Source organism: Beggiatoa alba B18LD (genome assembly GCF_000245015.1).
GTDB lineage: Bacteria > Pseudomonadota > Gammaproteobacteria > Beggiatoales > Beggiatoaceae > Beggiatoa > Beggiatoa alba.
Genome location: NZ_JH600070.1, coordinates 146,781 through 168,408, shown reverse-complemented (window position 1 = coordinate 168,408; position 21,628 = coordinate 146,781). Strand labels below are relative to the sequence as shown.

General features: G+C 40.0%; 17 protein-coding genes. 8 read left to right on the top strand and 9 right to left on the bottom strand.

From position 1 onward, the window contains the following. The first annotated feature begins 48 nt into the window (after positions 1–48). Positions 49–2,709 carry a WD40/YVTN/BNR-like repeat-containing protein gene (locus BEGALDRAFT_RS00695; RefSeq protein WP_002682649.1) on the top strand — a complete coding sequence of 887 codons (2,661 nt, stop codon included), beginning with the start codon at positions 49–51 and terminating at the stop codon, positions 2,707–2,709. Between the two features lie 298 nt (positions 2,710–3,007). On the opposite strand, the gene BEGALDRAFT_RS00690 is transcribed toward BEGALDRAFT_RS00695, so the two are convergent. Continuing rightward, a complete protein-coding gene (locus tag BEGALDRAFT_RS00690; RefSeq protein WP_002682648.1) occupies positions 3,008–3,475 on the bottom strand; it encodes a hypothetical protein in 468 nt (155 codons plus the stop codon). Positions 3,476–3,749: 274 nt separating this feature from the next. Here BEGALDRAFT_RS00690 and BEGALDRAFT_RS00685 point away from each other — a divergent pair, with 274 nt between their 5' ends. Both BEGALDRAFT_RS00685 and lpdA read left to right on the top strand, forming a co-directional pair. Further along, positions 3,750–5,525: a dynamin family protein gene (locus BEGALDRAFT_RS00685; RefSeq protein WP_002682647.1), complete on the top strand. Its 1,776-nt coding sequence runs from the start codon at positions 3,750–3,752 to the stop codon at positions 5,523–5,525. A 107-nt stretch (positions 5,526–5,632) separates the two neighbouring features. Then, positions 5,633–7,390, top strand: a complete 1,758-nt coding sequence (gene lpdA, locus BEGALDRAFT_RS00680; protein ID WP_002682646.1) for a dihydrolipoyl dehydrogenase — start codon at positions 5,633–5,635, stop codon at positions 7,388–7,390. 953 nt (positions 7,391–8,343) lie between these two features. Here the strand turns inward: lpdA and BEGALDRAFT_RS00675 are convergent. From BEGALDRAFT_RS00675 to BEGALDRAFT_RS00660, 4 genes are all read right to left on the bottom strand, one after another. Continuing rightward, positions 8,344–8,766 carry a DUF4279 domain-containing protein gene (locus tag BEGALDRAFT_RS00675; protein ID WP_002682645.1) on the bottom strand — a complete coding sequence of 141 codons (423 nt, stop codon included), beginning with the start codon at positions 8,764–8,766 and terminating at the stop codon, positions 8,344–8,346. A gap of 587 nt (positions 8,767–9,353) precedes the next feature. Further along, the gene (locus BEGALDRAFT_RS00670) at positions 9,354–9,806 is read right to left on the bottom strand and encodes an ankyrin repeat domain-containing protein (protein ID WP_002682644.1); all 453 of its coding nucleotides are present in this window, start codon (positions 9,804–9,806) and stop codon (positions 9,354–9,356) included. A 208-nt stretch (positions 9,807–10,014) separates the two neighbouring features. After that, on the bottom strand, positions 10,015–10,728 hold the full coding sequence (locus BEGALDRAFT_RS17665; protein WP_002682642.1) for a tetratricopeptide repeat protein: 714 nt from the start codon (positions 10,726–10,728) through the stop codon (positions 10,015–10,017). Positions 10,729–11,265: 537 nt separating this feature from the next. Next, entirely contained in the window at positions 11,266–12,669 is a 1,404-nt protein-coding gene (locus tag BEGALDRAFT_RS00660) for a radical SAM/SPASM domain-containing protein (protein ID WP_002682640.1), read from the bottom strand. Between the two features lie 131 nt (positions 12,670–12,800). Between BEGALDRAFT_RS00660 and BEGALDRAFT_RS00655 the strand changes: the two genes are divergently transcribed. From BEGALDRAFT_RS00655 to BEGALDRAFT_RS00640, 4 genes are all read left to right on the top strand, one after another. Next, the gene (locus tag BEGALDRAFT_RS00655; RefSeq protein ID WP_002682639.1) at positions 12,801–13,250 is read left to right on the top strand and encodes a hypothetical protein; all 450 of its coding nucleotides are present in this window, start codon (positions 12,801–12,803) and stop codon (positions 13,248–13,250) included. Positions 13,251–13,434: 184 nt separating this feature from the next. Beyond that, positions 13,435–15,198: a DUF1538 domain-containing protein gene (locus BEGALDRAFT_RS00650; protein WP_232281964.1), complete on the top strand. Its 1,764-nt coding sequence runs from the start codon at positions 13,435–13,437 to the stop codon at positions 15,196–15,198. A gap of 13 nt (positions 15,199–15,211) precedes the next feature. Then, complete coding sequence (locus tag BEGALDRAFT_RS00645) at positions 15,212–15,610, top strand: P-II family nitrogen regulator (protein ID WP_002682637.1); 399 nt, start codon at positions 15,212–15,214, stop codon at positions 15,608–15,610. Further along, complete coding sequence (locus BEGALDRAFT_RS00640) at positions 15,600–15,995, top strand: P-II family nitrogen regulator (RefSeq protein ID WP_002682636.1); 396 nt, start codon at positions 15,600–15,602, stop codon at positions 15,993–15,995. Before BEGALDRAFT_RS00645 ends, BEGALDRAFT_RS00640 begins: the two co-directional genes overlap by 11 nt. A 229-nt stretch (positions 15,996–16,224) precedes the next feature. Here the strand turns inward: BEGALDRAFT_RS00640 and BEGALDRAFT_RS00635 are convergent, their stop codons facing one another. Both BEGALDRAFT_RS00635 and orn read right to left on the bottom strand, forming a co-directional pair. Continuing rightward, positions 16,225–17,742, bottom strand: coding sequence for an NAD(P)H-hydrate dehydratase (locus tag BEGALDRAFT_RS00635; RefSeq protein WP_002682635.1), 1,518 nt, complete (start codon positions 17,740–17,742; stop codon positions 16,225–16,227). Positions 17,743–17,862: 120 nt separating this feature from the next. Then, a complete protein-coding gene (orn, locus tag BEGALDRAFT_RS00630; RefSeq protein WP_002682634.1) occupies positions 17,863–18,411 on the bottom strand; it encodes an oligoribonuclease in 549 nt (182 codons plus the stop codon). 177 nt (positions 18,412–18,588) lie between these two features. Between orn and BEGALDRAFT_RS00625 the strand changes: the two genes are divergently transcribed. Then, positions 18,589–19,119 carry a GNAT family N-acetyltransferase gene (locus tag BEGALDRAFT_RS00625; protein WP_002682631.1) on the top strand — a complete coding sequence of 177 codons (531 nt, stop codon included), beginning with the start codon at positions 18,589–18,591 and terminating at the stop codon, positions 19,117–19,119. Here the strand turns inward: BEGALDRAFT_RS00625 and BEGALDRAFT_RS00620 are convergent. Together BEGALDRAFT_RS00620 and BEGALDRAFT_RS00615 are read right to left on the bottom strand one after the other, a co-directional pair. Next, positions 19,080–20,162 carry a GGDEF domain-containing response regulator gene (locus tag BEGALDRAFT_RS00620; RefSeq protein ID WP_002682630.1) on the bottom strand — a complete coding sequence of 361 codons (1,083 nt, stop codon included), beginning with the start codon at positions 20,160–20,162 and terminating at the stop codon, positions 19,080–19,082. The genes BEGALDRAFT_RS00625 and BEGALDRAFT_RS00620 overlap by 40 nt on opposite strands. A gap of 276 nt (positions 20,163–20,438) precedes the next feature. After that, positions 20,439–21,608: a diguanylate cyclase domain-containing protein gene (locus BEGALDRAFT_RS00615; protein WP_040294827.1), complete on the bottom strand. Its 1,170-nt coding sequence runs from the start codon at positions 21,606–21,608 to the stop codon at positions 20,439–20,441. Between the last annotated feature and the right edge of the window lie 20 nt (positions 21,609–21,628).

The following is a 21,628-nucleotide window of genomic DNA, read 5'->3' as shown; positions in this document are numbered from 1 at the left end:
AAATAGGTACTTAAAAAAGTACTGTTCAACTAATGACAAAGGTATTTTATGAAGTTTTATACATTGATTTTATGGGGAGGTTTACTCTCCAGTATGCAAAGTTTCGCGGGCGAAAATAACTGGACAATTGGTCATCAACCTGACGGCGGCTCGGCTTATCGTCTTTGGGTGGATACACAAACAACGCCTTATACCCTATTTTCCGAAATGGGAAACAACACTACGCTTTACTACAGCACTGATAAAAGCGAAAACTGGGTATTATCACAAGCCCCTCTTGTTCCAAAAGAATCTTATGAATACCCCTATTCTGTGCCTGTCAAAGACCCTCATGCCGACATTTGGTACGCATTACAGGCAAAAACAGGCGTATTTTATAAACGGGAAGGAATACAGGGAGAATGGGTTGCAGTCACTGCGGATGCAGGATTTGAACTGCCGATTCAAGAAGGAGGATATTATCCCCCCGAACAACGCATACAAATCCGCTTGATTGCACCAACAACACCCAGTTCGATATATGTCAATCTTGCAGAAGGGTCAATTGCTGGAAAAATTTACCGTTCACAAGATGGCGGAAAACGTTGGGAGGAAATGTTCAATACTTGGCAAGATAATGGTAACGAACGTTTATCTTTCTCACCCGATTTATTTGCAGACCCCAATAATCCTGCAACCATCTATACAACCGCTTACCAGACAACAGGACAAGGCGACGCTACAATCACCGTAGCGCGCTTATATCAAAGCACAGATGGCGGTAAACACTGGACAGCAACCAATCATCCTGCCTCCCCCACTTTTAAGGTCGCCACCGTTATACCAACCCAACCAGCAACCCTCTATAGCCTCACATTAATGCCCAATACTGAAACATGGACATTAAACCGTAGCACCTTGACGGGGGATAATTTAACAACGCTAAATCTCTTCCCGACCAGTAGCGACGATTTTTACACTCGCAAAATCCAATTAGTTGCGAATGCCCAACAACCGCAAACCTTATACGCGATTCAAACAGCAAATTATAAAAATTTCCCAAGCTATTATCGTAGTTTACGTTATCCACCCATCCAAGATGCTGGCTTAGAATTTAATCGCATATATAAAAGTATTGATGGCGGTAACACATGGACATTATTACAAGCAGGATTGCCTTACAGTACCATGTCATACAACAGAATTCATGATGCTGTAATAGACCCCAATAATGCTGATATTTTATATTTAGCGAGCAGTTATGGAATTTTGAAAACCACCGACGGCGGTAATCATTGGCAACTTAAAAACCAAGGGATTCATGAAACCCGCAATATTGAAGCCGTTTTTTCACCCAATTCTGTTGCGGCAATCGATACCCCTTCCGTTTATATCTACTCTAATGGCGAGTTTTTCCAATCCACAGACAGAGGCGAAACATGGCAAACCCTAACAAGTCTTTCCTTATCAACAACAAATTTAGCCGTAAATAGCTATCAAACCCCGTTTAAATTCTACGGCTATACCAATGATTGCCAATCCCTATCTATCCAAGTGCAAGGTGAAACGGAAATCCGCCACCCATTACCCACTACGTTACAAACTTGCCCAAATCTTATCCATCACTTACTAACCGTTCCTTATGACAATAAAGTCCTATATCTCATCACAAACTTTATTAATGGAAAGGCAAGTGTGTTTAAAACCACAGACGACGGCGCGACATGGTCAGCACTGTTTGAAGAAACCAACACATCCAGCACATTTATTGTTGACCCCATAACCCCACAAGTTTTATACAAAATAGCGGGCGCGCTCTACCGTAGCACAGATGATGGTAAAACTTGGCAAGTCATTGGCAGCATGGACTTACTCGGCAGTCTTGTACAAATAGGCATTGCCACAGACACACACACCTTATATGCACAAAGCTATAAAGGCATTTTTAAAAGCACCGATCAAGGTGCGACTTGGACAATGATTAATCACGGTTTACAAGCAAAAATTGAGTCTTATAACAATGACGAAAACATCAGCTTTACAGGCAGTGAATTAACCCTGTCTGCCTCAAATACCGTTTATGCGCGTTCTTACAACACCATTGCCCGCTACTACCCCGAAAAAAACGTATGGTGTCCTGTTGCCCCCTTAACAAGCATTTATAACTGGCGTATTGATGCCTATGATGAAAACACCTTATATGGGCGTGATTTCTTAAAAGATGGCATTGCCAGCTACACCCGCAATAATCCAGAACCAGAACTTTTCTCTGGAACACTTGGGGCTTACACCGTAAACACCGCTTTCCCAACGGATGCCATTTTTAAAGGGGGGATTCAACTGCCTAACCTCTGCACAGAGACAGCAAAAGGGTTTTACTTACCCTTGACAAGCCCTGTTAATATTCGAGGTACGATACAACCTGAAACAAAACATCTTGGACAAACGGCGGATATCGTAGTGTATGCAGCGTTTAAACATCCCCTATTACCTAATCAAACCCTTTATTTCATGCTAGGAGAAGACAACAGTATTCAAGTCTGGGATGGAAAAGATGTTACAGCTTTAGTGCCGTTTAAACACAACGTAACATTAGCCGAACAAAATGAAGTGATTATGTATCAAGGACAATTTGTCGCAACAGGACAACTGTTCATTCGCTTTGGCTATCGCCTTGCAGATGGAACTTTAATCGTTAACCAAGAAAGTTTAGTTGTGGATATTGATTAAAGGCTAACCTATTGGCTTTTTTAAACTAAAAGACCTGCTAGGTTTTCAAAACCTAGCAGGTCTTTTTTTGTCTGAATCAGAATTCACAGAATTAGCAGAATTAGCAGAATTAAAAACAATTAAAAACAATTAAAACAATTAAAACATAATTTTTATTCTTTTAATTTTCTTGTCTTTTTAATTCTGAAAATTCTGTTAATTCTGAAAATTCTGATTCAGACAATCTTTTAATCCTGAAAATCCTGATTCAGACAAACTGTTGTCTTTTTAAAAGAAATTCGCCGAACTCAGATTATTATTACGAATACCCTTGCGAATACGGGTCGCCCCATTCCGTTGTATATTTAATTTCAAAATCAATCGCCGCGCCTGCCAGACTTTTATCATGTGGAAAATGAGCAATTTCTGCGGCAATATCTTGAATATCATCAATTAAAGAATCTAATGAGGTATCAGCAATAATTAAGGCTTTTTCAATATCGCCTAATAACGCATTGCTGACAGACGCGGGATGCTTATCAACAGGCGCGTTGACAATGGCTTCTACACGTACTTTTAAAATACGCACTGTTCCCCCATAAGCATTACGTTTGCGCTCCTCCTCCAATTCCCACACAGCAGCAGCAGGCGGACTCGCCTGCTTAATCACCGCTTCTTGACGGTAAACATGCCCAGAACCGATAGTATTTTCATAACCATTAATACTCGTGATGGTTTCTAGTTGAGACATAATGCGCTGAATAATTTGCTCACGAATGGTTTTCATAAGAAATAGACTATAATTATTCGTTTTTTAGGTTTAATTTTAATAAAATACGTCTTTATTTTTACACGTTTTGCAAGAAACGACTATTTAAAAGAAATTCCTTCAAACCTGATACAATACTGCACATATCAACGCATTCCTTGCATTAAAAACGATTATAAAGCCTGTTATCTTAAAAGCTATTGTAAATGATGGATAAACAATCCATGTTATAAACCAATGATGACAGAACGCATCACACAGACTTTGTACCATTTTATGATGGATACCCAGCATGAACGATCAAATTTTTGACCAACAATTGCAATATTATCGAACCGATTTAGCGACGCATTTAAAAGCATTACAAGATATTTCCATCGCCGTTGGTAACAAAGAATTAACAGACTGGGTCAGCGAACTACGAATGCGGACAACTGACCCCTTTATGTTTGTGGTCGTTGGCGAAGTAAAAGCGGGTAAAAGTAGTTTTATTAATGCCTTACTCAGTCGTGATATATGCAAAGTCGCGCCAGACCCTTGCACAGACACCGTCCAACAAATCGTTTACGGTGAAAAAGAAAGCACACATGTGCTTAACGAACATTTAAAGAAAATTACCCTACCTATCGATATTTTAAAAGAACTCGCTATTGTCGACACACCAGGCACAAATAACGTTACAATTAAAGAACATCAAGAAATTACAGAGCATTTTATCCCCCACAGCGATTTAATTATTTTTGTTTTTCCCTGCATCAATCCCTATCAAGAATCTGCTTGGAAATTCCTCAGTTATATTCATCAAGAATGGCACAAAAAAGTTATTTTCATTCTTCAACAAGCCGATTTACTCGCGGCAAGTCCTGAAGGGTTAAACATTAACTTAAACAACGTCGTGCGAGAAGCTCAAAAACGTGGAATTGACAACCCGCGTACTTTTTGCGTTTCTGCAAAAGATGAATTAGCAGGGCAAACCGATAAAAGCGGTTTTCATCTCATTCGTGCCTATATTCAAGAAAATATCACGGGTAGCAATGCCGTTGTTTTAAAACTACATAATGGCGTTAAAACAGCTTTACACATTTTAGAACAACTACAAAAAGGGCTACAAACCCGTCAAGGACAATTAGAAGCTGACCAAGCCTTTCGCTTAGAAGTGAAGCAACTACTCGTACAACGCGAACAACATTCTATTAACGAAGTTGACCGCGTTATTAATTACACCCTTGAAGGTTATCATAAAGTTGCCAAAGACTTAGAACAAGAAATGAGTGAAGAGCTTGGCTTATTCAGTCTATTAGGCAGAACCATCAAAAACTTACCCCTGATTAATAAACTGAGTAATACGAAATCGTTTAACGAATGGTTAGAAGATTTTAAAAATCGGTTACAAAAAGAACTCACACACGTTTTACAAGAACGCCTGAATTCAGGAATTTTTGATGTTGCTCACAACGTACAACAAATGGTTGCCCAAATTGAATTAAAAATTCAAGTGACGCAAAAAAACCCCTTAATCAACAACGATACTGTTTTTACCCATATCGCAGAAAAACGCAACGGCATTTTAGGCGAACTTAAAGAATACTTTAATATTTTCGTAAAAAACGACGGCAAACACATGCAACCAATGACCGACAATAACCCGCTTTGGAATATTGTCGCAGTACTTGCAACAGGGGGCGGGGTTACAGCGGTTGGTGGTATTCTTGCGACCCTTTCACAAGGCATCTGGTTAGACGTAACAGGTGGTTTAGTCGTTGCTTTAGGGCTTGTCGTCGTTGGAGGCGGGGCGCAATGGAGCAAACACCAAGTTATCACGGAATACAACGAAAACATTCAAAGAACCAGTGAAGAACTGAAACGCCGTATTCACGAACACCTCCGCCCCTACATTCAAAATTTAAAATTTGATGTGGATAAACACTTTTTAAAATTTGATGCCTACCTTGCTAACGAAGCCAAAGACATCGCCCAACTCACCACACAACAACAACAAACCCAGCAAGCTTTAGAAGTGCTAAAAAACCGATTGCAAAACGATTACCCCAACCTTGCGTTGGAATAATTACCCCCATTACCCACATAAACGGGTCACAAGCCCATCGCTACCCCACGCATTCTCTATACCCATGATAATGCGTGGTTATACTCAAAACACCATAAGGAGTAATAATGAGCAATATCATAGAAGTTCATGTCCCTGATATCGGAGATTTTAAAAACGTGGCTATCATTGAACTGCTGGTTGCAGTCGGTGATACCGTACAAAAAGATCAATCTCTTCTCACCTTAGAAAGCGACAAAGCGACGATGGAAGTCCCCTGCCCTGTCGCAGGGACTGTAAAAGAATTAAAAGTTAAACTCGGCGATAAAGTCTCAGAAGGCTCACTCGTCCTTCTCTTAGAAACCAGTGGCAGTGGTGCTGTAGCGAGTAAACCCGCGCCAGTGCCTGCGCCCAGCGTTACCAGCGAGCCAGCCCCCAAAGCAGCCAATGTTCCCGCAGGCTCTAGTGATATACAAGCAGAAGTGCTCGTCTTAGGCTCAGGGCCTGGCGGTTACACAGCCGCCTTCCGTGCTGCCGACTTAGGCAAAAAAGTTGTTTTAGTAGAAAAATTCAACACATTAGGCGGAGTTTGCCTCAACGTGGGTTGCATCCCCTCTAAAGCCCTGCTACACACCGCCGCTATCATCAACGAAAGCCAAGAAATGGGTAAACACGGCGTGAGCTTCACCCAACCCATTATTGACCTAAAAAAACTCGCCGATTGGAAAGATAGCGTTATTAAACGCTTAACTTCTGGTTTAGCAGGACTTGCTAAACAACGCAAAGTACAAGTTGTCACAGGAACGGGCAAATTTACCTCCCCGCATACTTTACAAGTAGAAACAACGGAAGGTATTAAAACCATTTCCTTTGAAACGGCCATCATTGCCGCAGGCTCACAACCGACAAAAATTCCCAGTTTTCCCTACCATGACCGACGCTTAATGGACTCTACCGACGCGCTACGGCTGACCGATGTACCTAAAAAATTACTGGTCATCGGTGGTGGCATTATTGGGCTAGAAATGGCAACCGTTTACAACGCCTTAGGCTCAGAAATCAGTATCGTCGAACTGTTAGGCGAACTCATTACAGGTTGCGACCGCGACATTGTCAAACCCTTACAAAAACGGATAGAAAAACAATACGCCAATATCTACCTCAACACCAAAGTGACCCAAATAGAATCCCTTCCCGAAGGTCTAAAAGTCCATTTTGAAGGGGCGAATGCGCCCGCCTCTGTAATATATGACAAAGTGCTGGTTGCTGTGGGTAGAAGACCCAACGGTAAACTGATTGACGCAGATAAAGCAGGCGTGATTGTCAACGAAATGGGCTTTATTCCCGTTGATAAACAAATGCGCACCAATATTCCACATATCTATGCAATTGGGGATATTGTCGGCAATCCCATGTTGGCACATAAAGCCGTACATGAAGGGAAAATTGCGGCAGAAAATGCCTCAGGACATAAATCCTACTTTGATGCCCGCACCATTCCCTCCGTTGCCTACACAGACCCCGAAGTTGCATGGATGGGCTTAACAGAAACCGAAGCTAAAGCCAAAGGTATCGAATACGAAAAAGGCGTATTCCCATGGGCGGCAAGCGGGCGTGCACTCAGTTTAGGACGTGATGAAGGCATGACCAAACTGTTATTTGACCGTAAAACCAAGCGTGTTATTGGTGCGGGCATTGTCGGCGTGAACGCAGGGGATTTACTCGCAGAAACCATGCTTGCCTATGAAATGGGGGCAGATGTGCATGATTTAGGCTTAACGATTCATGCCCATCCAACTTTATCGGAAACAATCGCCTTTGCCGCAGAAGTCGCAACAGGGGAAATCACCGATTTATATGCCCCACGTAAAACCCCTTGGGCATAACAACACCCTTGTTTAAACACGAAAAAATGTAATCGCAAAAAATAGAAGCCTCTCCCACGAATATGGGAGAGGCTTTGTTATTTTTAACCTAAGTTCGGCGATATTCTTTTAAAAAGACAACAGCTTGTCTGAATCAGGATTTTCAGGATTAGCAGGATTAAAAAGCATGATTCACCTAACTTTTTGGTTTGAGGGTTTTAAATCCTGTTAATCCTGAAAATTCTGATTCAGACAAGGTTTTAATCTTGTTTGATGAATCTTGATAAAAAATAAGAGAGTAGTCCCTGCCAGTCCTTCAAACCGATTCGCGTGTTCCGACAGACCTGCTAGGTTTTGAAAACCTAACAGGTCTCTGTTTTATTTTATAAAACTCGCCGAACTCAGGTTATCAACATCATACAACCCACCCGCAAAACCAAACGGTTTAAACTCAGGATTAGTATCTTGGGTGATATTACCAAATGCATCGTAATTTAACCTGAGTACGGCGATATTCTTTCAAAAAAACAACGGCTTGTCTGAATCAGAATTAACAGAATTTAAACCCCTTAAACCAAGAAATTAATGCGAATCACGCTTTTTAATTCTGCTAATTCTGAAAATTCTGTGAATTCTGATTCAGACAAAAAAAGACCTGCTAGGTTTTGAAAACCTAACAGGTATCTGTTTTATTTTATAAATCTCGCCGAACTCGGGTTAATTTAAGCGTTGCGCGATTATGCTTGTTTGTACATCGATGATTAAGCATGGATTGCTTAAATGGTCGGAGATAACTCGATAAGCATAGTAAACGTACTATAAAACGATGCGAAGGACTGCCAGTCCTAGATTTAAATCACTTTATGGCACGTTTGCTATATATTTTGATTTGCATTGTTTTCTTCCATAAAAAAAGCCATCTATTAATGATGACAGATGGCTTTATCTTAGTCGTAAGGTGAGCAATGTCCACCCTACTCGGCTTCTGGTTCATAGAGGAAATAAATATCAATATCGACACTAGCATTTATTTCAGATAACACTTTAACTGTATCTTTCTCTAAAGATAGCTCAGGAATATCCTCGTTATAAATATCAACATAACAACTAAACTCAACATTACATTCTGAAGGTAAGTTTTTAAACTTATCTTTAAATAGAAGGATTTTATCTAATAAATCTTTCTCATGTTCTTTAAATGATTGAGATTTAGACAGAGATGAACACAATTTCCAACCATTCTGTTTATGACGGATAATCCCGCTCTTGCTAATTAAATCTCCTTTACACCAAGTTTTAGAGGGTTGAACACCCAATATTTTGGTTATTTCTGAGGGTAACTCATTAAAATCAGTAATAGTTAAACCAATAACAATTTCATTTTTATCATCATCCATGTTGCTTACCGTATTAGATAGAGTTAGAAAAAAGTTACAGAGTTGAAATCATAAAATATTAACCTAAGAATATTAATTCAAAATCAACTGTGTAACTTAAAAAAACAAAAGTTCACTAAGTCTAGGTTAAACGACAACATTTACAAGATATTAAAATTGGGTAGTGCTAAACAAGTTAAGTATAGTCCTAGCAAGAAATTAGAAGTAAATTGTATATTCATTCTAATGAAAGTAGCACATCTGATGGTATTACACCAACCCCTAGTTATGCGAAATTCAAAAACTAAAACAGATGGTTACTGTATTTCCAGATGTAAAACAGCTTCAGCTATTTTAATCGAATAACTTATTTTCTTACTTCTTGTTTTTCAATAGGATTAACTAGATAAAATTAAAAAATTATCTGAATCAGGATTTTCAGGATTAAAACCCTTAAATAAGGGAATAATGTGAGTGAGTCTTTTTAATTCTGATGAAAAATGAGAAGGAGGAAAATAATTTATCTGAGTTTGGCAAGTAAATTTTTAGAATTTAGGACTGCCAGTTTTTCAAGGGTTAGCAGTCCTAAAATTGAATTCAGGTTAAAACTATTTTTTAAACAGTGGTTTTAACAAACGCAGAATTTCCGCATTACCTGCAAAATCTAAGGCAGTGAAATCATCCTGACTTTTCAGTTGATAATCTGCACCTTGTGCTAATAAGGCTTTTACAACAGCAGTTTTACTGGCGGAAGAGGCATACATTAAACAGGTTGCTCCCGCTGCATTTTGATTGTTGATATCCACGCCCGCTTTTACTAATGCCTCAATCATTTCAATATTGTCACGAAAACAAGCGAACCATAATGTATTGTTTCCGTCATTATTGCGATGATTTAAATCTAAGGTGTTTAAGGCTAATAAGTCATAAGCAATTGCGGATTCGTTACGCATAATTGCCTTTGCCAGTGCATTATTGCCATGTTCGTCTAACTTGTCCCAGTTATTCACATCATAAGCATTTTGGGCTAACCATGTTAACGTTGTTGCTTGTAAGGTCATTGAGAAATATCCTTTTCTTTTAAAATAAAATGAGTGTGTAAACTTTATTATAAAACAATGCTATCCACTAAAAACATGAAGTGTCAGAAAAAACAGAGACCCGCTAGATTTTTAAAACCTAGCAGGTCTTTATTTTACGTTTAGCATTTTGTCAAATTTGGGTTATTTGAGGAAATTAAACGCATTTTAAAAATTAGGGGTGAAACGCTTATTTAGGCGATTTTTGCAAGTATTTCAAGCACAGTTCAGCTTGATGACACTCTTGTTTACGGGCTTCTTCGTACCATTTTATAGCAAGGTCATGATTTACTTTAGCATCAAGATTACCATCATGAGCGCGATACGTTGCTTCTTTTTCGTACCATTGCCCAAGCTCATATTGTGCTTGTTTACAGCCTTGTTTAGCAGATTTTTCTAGCCAAAAGTGGGCTTTTGCCCGATTTTTGAACAAACCAATTGCAGGCGTATAATTATCATATGGGTAATGCATGGTTTTATGAAACAACATGCCCAATTGACATTGAGCTTCTGCATGTCCTGCTTCTGCGGCTTCTAGGAAACAAGCCGCCGCCGTTTCGTGGCTCACTGCCACGCCTTTACCATCACGGTATAACAAACCCAATTGATAAGTAGCCTCAATGCTACCTTGTTCATAAGCACGGCGATACCAATAAAATGCTGTTGTGGCATTTTGATGTGGGGGGTAATGTGTGTAAATGTGTCCAAGTGCAATGATGGCTTCCATGCAGTTGTAACGGGAGGCTTGTTTAAAACAATCAATTGCTTTTTTTACTTCACGAATACCATTATTTTCTTCGCCATGCAAAAAACGGTTGCCTTCTTTGCAAAGCTCCGTGACCTGTTCTTGAGTCAGTTCATCTTCAAAAAACCAGTGATAAAGTGGGAAATCATGCGGTCTCATGACAATTTCTCCTAGAAACAGTGGAAAAACTAAACGCAGATTGAGAATCTATTTAAGGTAACAGCAAGCTCAACGGAATTGGAAAAATCCGCCATTAACTGTCTTTTTGCTAAAAATTGCAAAATGAATAGGATTACTCACAGGGTCGCTTTCTGAATTAGCTATTTTGTTTCTAGTCAGCGATTATTCATCGTTATTATTTCAAAGGTGAAGAATCGTTATGTTAGCTTATTGGCAAACAAAGCTGTTTTTCGGAGATAAGAGCCACTTATCATTTTATTAGAAAATGATAGGATTGGATATCGCTCTATTAATAAGATAATATTAGATTTTTGATAAAGACATGAGTAATGCACATTTACGTTTTTTGTTTATTGTATGGTCTTTACAATAGTCTTTCGCTCAAAAATATTTAAGCTGCAACCGTATTACGTAATTCATTACTTTTATTCTTTTTTATTGGGTCACTTAAAACAGAATTTAGTGAGAGAATGTGAAAAATTCAAGGTAATTTACTCAAGATTTATATAAATTTTTTTACATTTCGGTAGCTTGCCAATATTTATCGGCGTTTAAATTAATGTTTTCAATCAGTTGTTCTTTTACCAATGCGCGTGTAATTTGGCAACGGCTAGGGCTTGCTACTGTTGAATGGGTAGTTAAGGCTTCATGATAGCAATCGCCCGCACAATGCCATTTTGCATAGCAGTTTTGGCAGTCTGGTTTGTGTATAACGCTTTGTTGGCGTAGTTGGTTTAGTTTATTTAAGTCAAAAAGATAGCCTTTTCCTGTTGTTTCAGGTTTGCCGTAAAAAAAGACTGGGGCAAGGCTTTCTTTTTCAGAGAAGCTGGCGTAACAAGCAGAAACATTACCTTGTGGAGATAAAGCAAATGTGTCTTGGCTGATACCGCAATAATGCGTGGTCAATTTTTGTAAGTCTGCGGTTGCATAATGTAAGGTATGCCCATACCGACGGGCGACAGCCTGCGCTTGTTGGTAAGCGGTTAAAAAGGAGCTTGCCACAATAATATTTTGGTTTGCACCGCGTCCTGTGTTGTGTATTAACTCTAATTGAATTTTAGTTGGGTGATAGCGTTCACAGATAAATTGGATTGTGTCAGGAAGATAGGGAAGTTGGTCAGCCGTCAGGGTTAACCGGAGCGTGTAATTTACTTGAAGCGTATCAAAACGTGCCAAGGTGTGCATGACTCGGTCGCTTGAACCTGTTCCATTTGCCATAAAACGGTGCTTGTCGTGCAAATTTGGTAAACCGCCGAATGAAATTCCTATATGATTAATATGTTGTGCAATCCAATCGATTTGTGCGTCTTTTAATACGCCATTGCTGGCTAGAGTGGCATATAGCGTAAGTGCTTTTAAATCCGTTTGTTGTTTTGCGTAGGTATAAGAATCCTGTAAGACTTGCCAGTTAATCGTGGGTTCACCGCCACCATGATAGGCGAGATAAAAACGTGAGAGCGGTGGTTGTTGACAGTTAGTTGCAATAAAGTTTTTCTTTTCTATATTATTGATAATATAGTCTATTCCCCGCTTTGCTGTGGCTAATGGCATCATTTCTGTCGCAGTGTCGCCTGCGCTGGCATAACAATAGCTACAGCGTAGTTGACAGGCGGTTGTTAGAAAAAGGGTTAGGGCTGTGGGTAGTGGATGCCCTGTTTTTGTATTTTCTAAGGGATGCTTATCATTTAATTTTAATAATGCAGGTATTGTTTGGCTGATAGCGAGGTCTGCAATATTTGTTTCGCCTGTTTTGACTGTTTCTAATCGTTGGGCAGTTTGCGGGTCAGTTAAAAAAGCAAGTCGTTGTAAAGGGAGATAGATTAAATACGCTGTATTTTCTATCGGAATAATGTAGATTTCTTTAGCGGTTATTTGTGAATTTTTATCAATTTTCGGGCTTATTAGCGTTTGTGACATCATTTTTAATTTTCCTTCAGTAATAGGGGGAATTATTTTGGCGTGATACCTCGTTTTTTTATAACTTATATTGTAAGAATAGTGCAGTTATACAAGGCTATCATGTGACTTAATTGCAAATAGTGAGGTGTTAAATGGCAACATTATCTTTAAAGAAAAAAACAGTAATAAGCGATACAGCAGAATCAACGCCTATCAATCCTGTAACCGCGACCACAGCCCCTGCTGCCACGAATTCTAAACCTGTTAAGAAATATCATGGGGATACGGTTTTATTAGATAGTATTAAAATTTCTGTGGTATTGCCCGCAGATAGCATACCGTATGAGATTTGCCCGCCTGTTGGTTTAAGTCACAGTTCTAAGATGAAGGTGATTTGGAAATTAGCCGTACCAGAAGAGGCGGGGAAAACTTTGTGGTTAACCGTGCCTTTTAGCCCTACGAATTATCGACGCACGTTAAATAAAATTGATGCACTCAAAGCAGAAGGAAAAGCTTGTATTGTGTTGTTACAAGGAAAATTACAAGGGGATGGTGTTGTTAAAGAAGCGGGGCTGACGGTACATGAATCAAAAAGTGCTTAAGCGATTATGACTTTTTCTAATATTTTGAATTCTAACTTTGTTATGATAATCAGTTATTTTATCCAGCAAAGCGGAATGCTTTTTGCTTAACCTGAAAACCACTCCATTACTTACATTATTGCTACCCTGATTAAGTTATATTATTCAATTCATTATGTATAAAAAATATCGTTACGGCGAGGTCATGAGTGCCGCTACTGTCCAACAGAAGATTGTTAGTTATAACCAAATTACCCATAAGCCAGAGTATGACCCTGAAGGGCATGAATTACACTACACCCCGCCTAAGATTCATCTACGTTGGTTAGATGTTTATCGATTATTGCAACCTTATATACAAGTGCGTTTGTTTGACCAATTAAGAGCAATTTTACCGATTGCTTTTTATCTCTATTTATTTCAGGAGTATATTTTACTCGCAAATATTAATGAGTTGCAGGTTATCTTATTTGGATTATTTGCTGTTGTTATTGGGCTTATGCTGTTCATGGAAGGGCTGAAATATGGATTAATGCCGTTTGGTGAAAATATTGGCGATGTGTTACCGCGTAAATTGGGTTTAAACGGCGTTTTATTCATTGTTTTTCTGCTTGGCATAGGGGTTACTTTAGCCGAACCTGCGATTGGTGCGTTGAAAGCAGCGGGCAGTATTGTCGACCCTTATCAAGCAACTTATTTATATTTCATACTCAATCATCGCAGCGGTGCATTAGTGCTGGTTGTTGGCATTGGCGTAGGTTTGGCGGCGGTGGTGGCAACGTTACGTTTAATTAAATTGTGGAATTTAAAACCACTGATTTATATGACGTTAATTCCAACACTATTATTAAGTTTTTACATGCACGGCGATAGCGATTTGCGCAATATTTTAGGTTTAGCATGGGATTGTGGCGCAGTCACAACGGGGCCTGTTACCGTACCTTTAGTGCTTTCTTTAGGAATTGGGATTGCTGCTGCAACAGGGCGTAGTGATAACGCACTGGCAGGATTTGGCATTGTCACCCTCGCCTCAATTTTCCCCATTTTGGGTGTACTACTATTGGGGGTTTACATCAAGGCAACTGTGCCTGTAGAAACCATTTTAAGCATAGTACAACAAGGGGTTGTGACAGGTGCATTACCTTGGTATGAAACTACGCCTTTTTTTGAAATCATCTCAGGAATTCGGGCAATTGTGCCGTTAGTGATTTTCTTATTTTGCGTGATGGTCTTTATTTTAAAAGAAAAAATTCCCAAACAAAAATTTGTCGCCTACGGCATTATTTTGGCAATCATCGGTATGATTGTCTTCAATTTAGGATTAACTCACGGTTTAACTAAATTAGGCACACAAACAGGCGGTTTAGTACCCAGCGTGTTTGAACGTTTTAGTGAACACTGGATAGGTGCAACGATTATTTTTGTCTTTGCGTGGTTTTTAGGATTTGGCGCAACGTTAGCAGAACCTGCTTTACATGCCGTTGGTTTAACCGTCGAAACCTTAACCCAAGGTTCTTACAAAAAGAATTTATTAATTTATGCGGTTTCTTTAGGGGTTGCGTTTGGTATTGGCTGTGGTGTGTTAATGCTTATCTACCGCGTGCCACTTGCTTATCTGCTCATACCCGGATATGTCGTTGCAATTATTCTGACCATTATGTGTAAAGAAGAATATGTCAATATTGCATGGGATAGTGCGGGCGTTACGACAGGTCCTGTTACCGTGCCGTTAGTGCTTGCTTTAGGACTAGGTTTAGGCAATTCACTACACGCATTAGAAGGCTTTGGTATTTTGGCTCTAGCCTCGATTGGTCCTATTTTAACCGTCTTAATTACAGGCTTATGGATAGAATGGCAAGTTCGCCGTAGCCATAAAACCAAACAACAAGTTCATCTTATTTTAGAAGATGCTAAACGCGCTAAACCCGCGATAAAACCCCCCATCCTTTCTACTAACCCTATTATTTAATGACGTAAGGATTATGAGTAAAGAAATTGTCGTTTTAACAGATGTTGTGTTAATTACCTGTATCGTACAACGGGGGGTTGCTGATGCAGTTGTTCATGCGGCGCGGGAAGCAGGTGCGCAAGGAGCAACGATTTTTTTCGCGCGGGGTGTTGGGTTAGCTGAACGTTTAGGCTTACTCAGCATTACCATCGACGCAGAAAAAGAAATCATTAAAATGGTTGTTTCCAGTGATTTAGCTGACCATATTTTCGAGAAAATCTTCATTGCCGCTAAATTAGACACACCAGGAATGGGTTTTATGTACATGACCCATTTAGAAAAAGCAGCAACGTATGTTCCGCCTGAACTGATTGAACGTTTACACTCAGGTGATCAGCGTTATGATGAAGGCGATAATCAAGATGAACTCTAAAACTCAACTGGCTGACAACAGCAATAATAGAACTGCCTTAAGTTACCCTTATCGCCTGATTACTTGTATTTTGCCACAGGGCGAAGCGCGTATCGTTTTAGAAAAACTACGCGCAGAAAAAGGCGTTACCACTGCAAATATTTACCGTGCACGCGGTACAGGTAGTAGTAGCTTATACCGCACACGTTTTGTTGTTGAATTAGAAAAAGACATGCTCACAGTGCTGGTTTCACGTCGACGCGCCACAGAAATTTTTAACTATCTCTACCATGAAGCACATATTAATCAACCACACAGTGGGATTATTTATGTTGAACGTGTTGCCCGTGCGACAGATTACTTTTTACCTGAAGAAATAAAACAACATCCAGATTTAGTTGAATAACCTGAGTTTGGCAAGTTTTATAAAATAAAACAGAGACCTGCTAGGTTTTAAAAACCTAGCAGGTCTTTTTTTGTCTGAATCAGAATTCACAGAATTTTCAGAATTAGCAGGATTAAAAAGCGTGATTCACATTAATTTTTTGGTTTAAAGGTTTTAAATCTTGTTAATTCTGATTCAGACAAGCCGTTGTCTTTTTAAAAGAAACTCGCCGAACTCAGGTTACTAGCCTTTATGGAGCTAGCTTTTCCTCTGTGTGTAACTCAGGATTCACAAAATAACGTAACCATGGGAATAAATCGCTGGGTAATAAACCGCGCTCACCCTCTAATGCTGCTTTATCGCCTGCTTTGCCATGTAAGCACACACCTAAATAGCTGGCTTGTAAAGGGTTAAATCCTTGTGCCAATAAGCCAACAATCACACCTGTTAAAACATCACCCATGCCACCTGTTGCCATACCAGGATTGCCTGCGGTACAAATCGCAATTTGTCCTTGTGTATCCGCAATTAACGTTCCCGCGCCTTTAAGGATGCAAAGACCACCAAAGCGTAACTGTAGGGCTTGTACCGCTGCAAAACGGTCTGCTTCCACTTCATCCACACTTAAATGGAGTAAGCGTGCAGCTTCGCCCGCGTGGGGAGTAATAACGCTATTGGTCAGGCGGAAAGGGGATTGTGCCAGTAAATTCAGGGCATCAGCATCAATGACGATGGGTTTTTCAACATGTCGTATTGCCTCTAGCATGGCTTTTCCCCACGCGCCTTGTCCTAATCCTGTTCCGATAGCAATTACATCTGCATTGGCGATTAAGGGGGCTAACTCTTTGGCGGTTTCTATACCATGACACATAATTTCAGGGCGGGTTAAATTGAGTACATCGGCATGTGATGCCCGTGTTGCAATGCTAACTTTGCCCGCACCCACTCGTCCTGCTGCTTCAGCGGCTAAACGTGCCGCCCCGCTCATACCTTGTTCACCGCCGATAATTAAGACATGTCCAAATGAGCCTTTATGGGCATTACGTGGACGACGGGCAAAGGCTTCACGGCAAAGGGCATCGGGTAAACGCGATACGGTATGACGAACTTGTTTATAAATGGCTTCAGGGACTTGTAAATCATCAAAATAGATTTTGCCGCAATACTCTGGGCCATCACCTGTGAATAGCCCTTGTTTTAAGCCGATAAAACTCACGGTAATATCTGCTTTAATCGCCGCTCCCATCACTTTGCCTGTATCGGCATGTAGTCCTGAGGGGATATCTAGTGATAAAACAGGACAAGTTCGCCGTCCCACGGCTTCTATCACATCACGAAATTTGCCCGCAACTTCTCGGTCTAAGCCTGTGCCTAAGAGGGCATCGACGATTAGGTCAACAATGGCAAGTTTTTTCTCAGAAAAGACTTGTGGGGATAAGCCTACGCTTAGCATGGCTTCAAAAGCGAGGCGTGCTTCACCTTTTAACTGGTTTGTATTGCCAAGTTGTAAAACTGTTACGTCGTAACCTGCTAAAAAGGCTAAACGGGCAATGACATAACCATCTCCACCGTTATTCCCTGTACCGCATAAAACGATAATGCGTTTTAATTTGGGGTAACAGCTTTGCATGACTTGGAAGGCTGTACTTCCTGCGCGTTCCATTAAGCAAATACCTGGTATGCCCATTTCTTCTATTGCAACGCGGTCCAATTCACGTACTTGGCTAGCACGATATAACGGCAAGGGCAGTACGGATTTATCTTTCATGAATCTACTCCTACACGAAAATGTAAGTTATCGTGCATTATTAAACGACTTATACAGAATGTAAGTGCGAATAGTGGCGCGTAAAAGGTACGAATCAGATATTCATTCATGCACATTGACTTAAACAGGCAATCGCAAAAAATGTTCCCGATAGTATTTTAATTCGCCGATAGATTCATGAATGTCTGACATTGCAAGATGTTGTGCAGTTTTTGAAAATTTGGGCAGTTGTGGCATCCAACGTCGGGCTAATTCTTTTAGTGTGCTGACATCTATTTGACGATAATGAAAATATTTTTCTAACGCAGGCATGTAGGCATGTAAAAACAGGCGGTCTTGACTGACTGTATTGCCACACATTGGCGATTTTCCCGCAGGGACATATTGTTGTAAAAAATCTAGGGTTATTTGTTCTGCATGGGCTAAGTCTATTGTGCTATTGCGAACACGGTTGACCAGCCCTGATTCGTTATGTTGGCGTGTATTCCATTCGTCCATTGCCGCAAGTAAATTTTCGGGTTGATAAATCGCAATCACAGGTCCTTCAGCAATAATATTGAGATTTACATCTGTAACAACGGTGGCAATTTCAATGATAGATTCATGTGCAGGTTCTAACCCTGTCATTTCTAAATCAATCCAAATTAAGTGCGTGGGGTCTTGTGACATTGTGAATGTTACCTTTTAAATTTTAAGTGCTTCATTTTACCTGAGCGGAAAATCTTTTATTAGCATGGATGTTCATTGCTGTCATCGATATATTAACCTGAACCTGAGTTCGGCGAGTTTTATAAAACTCGCCGAACTCAAGTTATTTTAACCTGTATTAAGATAAAAAAGGATTTTATGTTGCTGAATCAATTAGAAACAAAGCGTTTAATTTTCCGCCCTTTAACGTTAGCGGATGCACCAACCTTGTTGTCATTTTGGGAAAATGCTCAGGCAATTCGATATTTATCGCCACCTGACGCTGTGCAACAGCATTGTGTAACGTGGATTCAACGGCAGATAGCCCGCTATGAAAATGATAATGTGGGCTTGATGGCTTTGATATGTCAATCGACTGGGGCTTTTATTGGGCAGTGCGGTTTAGTTTGGCAGTTTGTGGGCAATCGGGATGAATTAGAGGTAGGGTATCATATTCAGCCTGAATATTGGGGACAGGGCTATGCGACAGAGGCAGCAAAAGCCTGTTTGTCGCAAGCATTTACGCAGAAATTAGCCCCGTCAGTCATTTCTATCATTCATGTGAATAATGTCGCTTCGCAACGAGTTGCAACGCGAAACGGGCTACAACGTGAGCAGATGAGCCAATTTAAGGGGTTTCCTGTGTATATCTACCGTATATTTGAGGAAGTTTTCACCACTTCACAATAAACAGCTTGGTTTCGCCCTTGGGCTTTTGCAATGTAGAGTGCTTTGTCTGCTGTGCCTATTAGACTTAAGTGGTTTAATTCAAAATCAGGGATAACGCTTGCTACTCCTAAACTAACCGTTACGTAGTTTTGTAGGGGGGAGTGTTCATAGGGAATGTTGAGATTTTTGATTGCGTCAATTAAAAGCTGGCTCACTTGAATCGCGCCTTCTGCTTTGGTGTTGGGAAGGATAACAATAAATTCTTCTCCCCCATAACGTGCGACAATATCGGCAGAGCGATGCAGTGCGTTTTGAATACACATTGCAACCAGTTGCAGACAGTTATCACCTGCAATATGCCCATAGTTATCGTTATAGTTTTTGAAGTGGTCAACATCGCATAAAATCACTGAAAGGGTTTGTTTTTCGCGTAAATGGCGTTTCCACTCTTGTTCTATTTGCTGGTCAAAAAGACGACGGTTTGCAACTTGCGTGAGTCCGTCCAAGTTTGCAAGGCGTTGTAGTTCTCGATTAGCGGCTTCTAATTTTGCTTCTGCTAATTTTCTTTCAGTAATTTCTTGTTGCAGTTCTCGATTAGCGGCTTCTAATTTTGCTTCTGCTAATTTTCTTTCAGCAATTTCTTCTTGTAATTTCTGGTTTTGAATTTGTAATTCGCGTTGTAGTTTGCGGATTTTTAGGTGTGCGTTGATGCGGGCGAGCACTTCTTCATGTTTAAGGGGTTTTGTAATGTAATCAGAAGCCCCTACATCAAAAGCCTTGAGTTTATCTGGGGTATTGGTTAGCGCGGTCATAAATACAACGGGAATTTCTGAAGTATCTTTCTGAGTTTTTAGCTTTTTACAGACATCAAAGCCGTTAATACCAGGCATCATGACATCTAAGAGGATTAAATCAGGCAATGTTGTAATCGCTAATTGAATACCCTCTTCACCTGTTTTGGCAGAAATCACTTTAAAACCAGCTTTATTGAGAAACCGCGTTAGGATAAGTGTATCCACTAATCGGTCTTCGACAATGAGAAGTACATCAGGCGAATTGGTCATACGTCATGCTTAACAATATAAAATAAACACAGGGGTAATTAATGAACTTATCCATGTTATTTACCTTGTGTCTTTCGTGAATTGATACAGGTTAAAAAAGGTCTATCCCTAGCATTACTGTTTTTCTTAAGCCCTGCGGAAAAATGCGTTTAATTGGCATTATAAACGAGCCTTGCATACTTCCCCTACAGGTTTATTTTTAAACTTGTCTTAATAAGTAAGATTATTTATGTCGTTGTATGATGCTTCAATTTTTTCATCAGTATATTAACGCAGTTAGTTTTCACCAACAGCCGTATTTTGAGGGCGTTTATCGTCTTGATTATCAAAGTTGGGATTATAGGCGTTGATTTGATTTCTACCATTTTCCTTCGCACGATAGAGGGCTTGGTCTGCCTTTTTAATCAGCATACTTTCATTGTGATATTGTTGTGGGGTAAGGGTTGCATAACCAATACTGATGGTAACATATGGATATATTGAAGATTTTTGATGGGGGATATTGAGGTTAATCACAGCTTGTTGCAGATTGGTTGCAATTTGGTGTGCACCTTCTGCTTTTGTGTGAGGCAGGAGAATGGCAAATTCTTCGCCACCATAGCGGGCGACGAGGTCAGTGGCGCGTTTTACAACGTGGGCGAAAGTTTGGGCAATTTTTTGTAAACATTCATCACCTGCTTGATGTCCATAGTAGTCATTATAAGGCTTGAAAAAATCCACATCGCAAAGGAGTAGAGATAAATCAATGCGTTCTCGTAAATGACGATGCCATTCTTGGTAAAGATATTCATCAAAACGACGGCGATTTGCAATTTTAGTCAGTCCGTCATGATTCACTAAATAGGCTAAATCACGGTTAGCTTTAGCTAATTCAGTTTCTGCATTTTGACGTTTATAAATCTCGCGCTGTAATTGAGTGGTTAATTCTTCTAATTCGGTATTGCGCTGCTGTAATTCGGCACTGCGTTCAATCAGCAAGCGAGTATTTTCTTGCAAAATATGTTGAATAGACTCACGGATTTTAATTTCTTCCCGCAATTGACTGTTTTGTTGTTGGAGCTGTTGCTTAAGATGATAAATTTGTAAGTGGGTGTTCACTCTGGCAAGCACTTCAGTTGCTTGAAAAGGCTTCGTAATATAATCAGAAGCCCCAAGTGAAAACCCTTTAATTTTATCGTCATTTTCTGTGAGGGCGGTCATAAAAATGATGGGAATGTCCTTAGTCTTGGGTGTGCTTTTTAGGTATTGGCACGCGGTAAAGCCATCCATAACAGGCATTAAGACATCTAAGAGAATTAAATCAGGATGGATATTTTTCGCTGTTTCTAGCGCAACTTTACCATTTTCTGCAGTAACGACTTCAAACCCTTCTTGAGTGAGAAAAAAAACCAAGATAGCTATACTCATCGGGGTGTCATCAACCACAAGGATTGTATCTCTAATCATTTGCTGACCATTTTACAAAA